Below are 4,129 nucleotides of genomic sequence, written 5' to 3'. Positions count from 1 at the left end.
GTGAAGACCACGGCAAAAAACAAGAGGAAAGCTTGAGAAGTAAAAATCATGGCTCACGGGTGCGAAACAGAAAATGCATTGTAGCCGCGAAGGGGCGAAAAGTCAACGGCCCGGGAAACCGGTTCAGCCCGGGTAGGATTCAAACAGGCGCCCCCAGGGCGATTCCTTTAACCACTGTTGAACCACTTTGCGCCCCTTGACGGGATACCAGATGCGGTCATGATACAGTTCGGATGCAAGAATAAACACTTTGACCAGGGGGGTGTGGAAAAAGAGTTTCTGCAGATGGCGTAAGGGTGTATCGTGCCATAAAAGCCGGCCCACGCCGGTGGCCAGGTTTACGCCCACGTCGAAATGCCAGTTTTCTTTGGTGACGTCCTCATCTCCCACAATGCGGATCTGTTTGGGGTTTCCGACGCCCAGCCCGTGTTCATGGGCCAGGGCTATGCACGGCAGGTCACGCCAATTGAATCCCATCATGGACGCGGCAATCGCATCAATGGCCACCTGGTCCGCCGAAGCCAGCAGGATGTTTTTGTCGTGGGGGATCACGGTTCTGGGGCCAGGTCCCGAACCCGCGGTTGTGCCATCCATGATCGCGAACATACCGGAATGGATCTCGCGACCGATGGCCAGCAGATCCACCAGGGTTTCATGAATCCAGGTGTGGGTGTAGTGACGCTTCACATTCAGCAGCCCGCCGAAAGCGTTTTTCATTGCTCCGGTGTAGGTGGTGTAGGAATGGGTTTTCACCGTGGGCAGGTGGATGATGTTTTTTCCCACAAAGTACTCGGGGATGCGGATGCCCTCGGGAAAGATCCGATGCAACGCCAGGGTTTTGAATTTCGGAGAAAATGGAATCCATTGCATATCTTCAGGCTTGAAGTTGAACAGCACCGGAATGTCGAAAGCCTTGTATTGGGGTGAAAATTTCAGGTCCTTTTCACCCTTTTCCGGCAATGTGACCACGGTGTGGTTGTGAACCGCGGCTAAATCCGCGAATCCCTCGGATTTCAGGCAGCGGATGGTGCCTTCCAGTTGCCAGGGCGTGGTGTTGACTCCCGGAAACAGATTATGCCAGGTGATGTTGTCCTTGAGGATGGTGGTGGCGCCCGGATCCAGGGCTTCTTTAATGCCTGCCAGGCGGCAGACCCGTTGAACATCATCCACAACGCTTTCAGGCGTTGTGCGCACAACAGCGACCGTGGCTCCGGACATGGCTCCTCCTGAAACTCTTTCCTTAAACTGGATTGTACCACCAGATCGGCGGAGATCAAAAAAAGTAAAAAGGGGCGGTTCGCGAACTTGCCTGTTTAGTCTACGAGAGCGGTTTCAGAGTTGATTTCCCGGAACCGTTCCAGTACAATACCCAGATGGTAAAGAAAGCCCTGGGCAGGTGGAAGACCCGTCGAAAAGAGCGTCGCGAGGCAAAGCGTGGTCCCGGTGGTCCGCGGGAGTATGCCGAACTCATCGCGGAGACCTTGATCTACGTGTTCTTTGTCATGACGTTTCTCTTGCAGTCTTTTGTGATCCCCACCGGCTCCATGGAAGATACTTTGCTTATTGGTGATCATTTGCTGGTGGACAAGGTGGCCTATTCACGCGCCATCGGGGGGCCGGGAAGTTTCCTGTTGCCCCAGGTGTCCATTCAACGGGGAATGATCGTGACGTTCAAGTCTCCGGCGGAAATGGACAAAGAGTACGTGAAACGGGTGATCGCCTTGCCTGGAGAAACCATTACCATCCGCAAAAAGCAGGTCTTTATTGACGGCAAAGTCCTGGACGAACCCTATACCTACTTCAAGGATCCCCGGATCCAGGCCGGCTATCGGGACAATTATCCCGCCTTTACAGTGCCCTCGGGACAGTACTTCTGCATGGGCGACAACCGGGACCACAGCTTTGATTCGCGCTACTGGGGATCCGTACCCGCCGAATACATCATCGGCCGGCCCTGGCGCATTTACTGGTCCTACGCGGCCAAAACGGATGACTACATGGCGCCCGGAATTGTCAACCAGGTGAAAAGCATTTTCCGCACTCTGGTGCACTTCTTTTCCCGTACCCGCTGGCAACGCAGTCTGCAACTTGTTCGCTGAATTCGCTCAGCATAGATTCGGAAATCCGGCGCGGGTTTCCCGGGAGGTCGCATGGAGAAAAAGGCATTGATTACCGGCGTAACCGGCCAGGACGGTTCCTATCTGGCTGAGTGGCTGATGGAAAAGGGCTACACGGTGACGGGAATGGTCCGTCGTTCCAGTACGGAGAATTATGGCAGATTGGACGGAATCCGGGAACGGATCAATATCCGCCAGGCCGACCTCCTGGATCAATATTCCCTGATCAAGTTGGTTGAAGAATGCGAACCCGATGAAGTCTACAACCTGGCGGCCATGAGTTTCGTGCCGACTTCCTGGAATCAACCCGTTCTGACGGCTGAATTTACCGCCGTGGGGGTTACCCGCATGTTGGAAGCCATCCGTGCGGTTAATCCCGGGATCCGTTTTTACCAGGCTTCATCCTCGGAGATGTTCGGCAAAGTGCGCGAGATCCCCCAGTCGGAAAGCACCCCGTTTCATCCCCGCAGCCCGTACGGTGTGGCCAAGGTTTACGGTCACTGGATAACCGTCAACTACCGCGAAAGCTACGATATATTCGGGGTTTCCGGCATACTATTCAACCATGAGTCCCCCCGCAGGGGCATGGAGTTCGTGACCCGCAAGGTCACGCATGCCGCGGCCGCTATCAAGATGGGGCTGGCAGGGGAATTGCGCCTGGGCAACCTCGATGCCAAGCGGGATTGGGGCTATGCCGGCGATTACGTTCGTGCCATGTGGATGATGCTGCAGCAAAAAGAACCCCGGGACTACGTGATCGCCACGGGTGAGACCCATTCCGTACGCGAATTGGTGGAGTTGGCGTTTTCCCGCGTGAACCTGGATTACCGGGACTTCGTGGTTCAGGATCCCCGTTTCATGCGTCCCGCGGAAGTGGACCTCTTAATCGGTGATCCCGCCAAGGCCAAGCGTGAGCTGGGATGGGAGCCCAGAGTATCATTCCCTGAACTGGTGTGCATGATGGTGGATGCGGACCTGGAGCGCCTGGAACGGGAGCAGAGAGTCAACGCATGATAAAGGATCGGGAAGAGCGTCCCTGGGGTCGGTTCGAAGTCCTGTACGAGGAAGAGGGTATGAAGGTGAAGCGTATCGTGGTGTATCCGGGGCAACGCCTCTCGCTGCAGAGTCATGAACATCGCGGCGAGGACTGGCTGATCCTTGAGGGCGTGGCGCGGGTGCAATTGGACAACAAGGTCTTGCAATTGTATCCCCACCAAGTGGTGCATATTCCGCCCAAGTCGCGCCACCGCGTGGCTTGTGAAAGTGAAAACGACCTGGTTTTTGTCGAGGTTCAGCGGGGCGGTTACCTGGGAGAGGACGACATCGTCCGCTATGAAGACGATTACCGCCGCGCCTGAAGATGCAAATTCAGGGTAAAGAATGATGAACCGTGATGAATTGGTCAATGTTCTGCGCGATCCGCCATGGCGGGATGACTCGTTCGGCCGCCGCGTGGCGGTGGAAACCGATGAGTTGATGGTAATGCAGATCGCCCTGCGACCGGGTCAGGAAGTTCCCTTGCACCGGGCCAATTCCAATGTGCACCTGCTGGTACTCATGGGTACGATCCGGCTGCAACTTGATGGAGAGGAATCGATTCACCAGACCGGTGACCTGGTGCCCGTGGTTTTCCGGACTCCCATGCGCATCCTGAACGGCGGCAGCGAAGATGTGACTTTCCTGGTGTGGAAAACGCCTCACCCCTCGCGCATGCAAAGTTGAAGAGTTGAAAAGAAAGCTGGCGAGTGGCGAGGGGCCAGGGGCGAGAGGTGACGAACTCCCTCGAATGCCTGCTGTTTTCTATTTTCTACATTCTACAAGTAATGAAATAGACAGGTGGCAGGTACCAGGTGACACGAAGGCGGGCGCTCAGGAGCCCTTGCCTCTTGCCAATGGCCCCTTGCCCATTGCCCCTTGCCCCTCGCCAAGGGCTTTTACTTTCGACTTTCGACTCATATGCCCCTTGCCATGTCAAAGTTGAAAAGTTGAAAAGGTAAGAAGTAGAAAAAAGG

The 4,129-nt window shown here is 55.5% G+C and carries 5 protein-coding genes; 4 read left to right on the top strand and 1 reads right to left on the bottom strand.

All coding sequences use genetic code 11. From position 1 onward, the window contains the following. Positions 1 to 123: 123 nt before the first annotated feature. Positions 124 to 1,218: a DUF362 domain-containing protein gene (locus ENN40_10415; protein HDP95754.1), complete on the bottom strand. Its 1,095-nt coding sequence runs from the start codon at positions 1,216 to 1,218 to the stop codon at positions 124 to 126. Positions 1,219 to 1,373: 155 nt separating this feature from the next. Between ENN40_10415 and lepB the strand changes: the two genes are divergently transcribed. Genes lepB through ENN40_10395 form a run of 4 tightly spaced genes read left to right on the top strand, consistent with a single transcriptional unit; the run spans position 1,374 to position 3,839 of the window. Beyond that, positions 1,374 to 2,099, top strand: a complete 726-nt coding sequence (gene lepB, locus ENN40_10410) for a signal peptidase I (protein HDP95753.1) — start codon at positions 1,374 to 1,376, stop codon at positions 2,097 to 2,099. Positions 2,100 to 2,150: 51 nt separating this feature from the next. Next, complete coding sequence (gene gmd, locus ENN40_10405) at positions 2,151 to 3,131, top strand: GDP-mannose 4,6-dehydratase (protein ID HDP95752.1); 981 nt, start codon at positions 2,151 to 2,153, stop codon at positions 3,129 to 3,131. Further along, entirely contained in the window at positions 3,128 to 3,475 is a 348-nt protein-coding gene (locus tag ENN40_10400) for a cupin domain-containing protein (GenBank protein ID HDP95751.1), read from the top strand. The genes gmd and ENN40_10400 overlap by 4 nt, the downstream gene beginning before the upstream one ends. A gap of 22 nt (positions 3,476 to 3,497) precedes the next feature. After that, positions 3,498 to 3,839 carry a hypothetical protein gene (locus ENN40_10395; protein HDP95750.1) on the top strand — a complete coding sequence of 114 codons (342 nt, stop codon included), beginning with the start codon at positions 3,498 to 3,500 and terminating at the stop codon, positions 3,837 to 3,839. Positions 3,840 to 4,129: the final 290 nt, after the last annotated feature.

The sequence above is a fragment of the Candidatus Aminicenantes bacterium genome (assembly GCA_011049425.1).
Taxonomy (GTDB): domain Bacteria; phylum Acidobacteriota; class Aminicenantia; order UBA2199; family UBA2199; genus UBA876.
Note: the sequence above shows the minus strand (reverse complement) of the source record. Positions and strands in the feature narration are given on the sequence as shown.

Bases quoted from the DNA above. Each gene is read 5' to 3' on its own strand.
- gmd (HDP95752.1), top strand. From the start codon at position 2,151: ATGGAGAAAAAGGCATTGATTACCGGCGTAACCGGCCAGGACGGTTCC.
- ENN40_10415 (HDP95754.1), bottom strand. From the start codon at position 1,218: ATGTCCGGAGCCACGGTCGCTGTTGTGCGCACAACGCCTGAAAGCGTT.
- lepB (HDP95753.1), top strand. From the start codon at position 1,374: ATGGTAAAGAAAGCCCTGGGCAGGTGGAAGACCCGTCGAAAAGAGCGT.
- ENN40_10395 (HDP95750.1), top strand. From the start codon at position 3,498: ATGATGAACCGTGATGAATTGGTCAATGTTCTGCGCGATCCGCCATGG.
- ENN40_10400 (HDP95751.1), top strand. From the start codon at position 3,128: ATGATAAAGGATCGGGAAGAGCGTCCCTGGGGTCGGTTCGAAGTCCTG.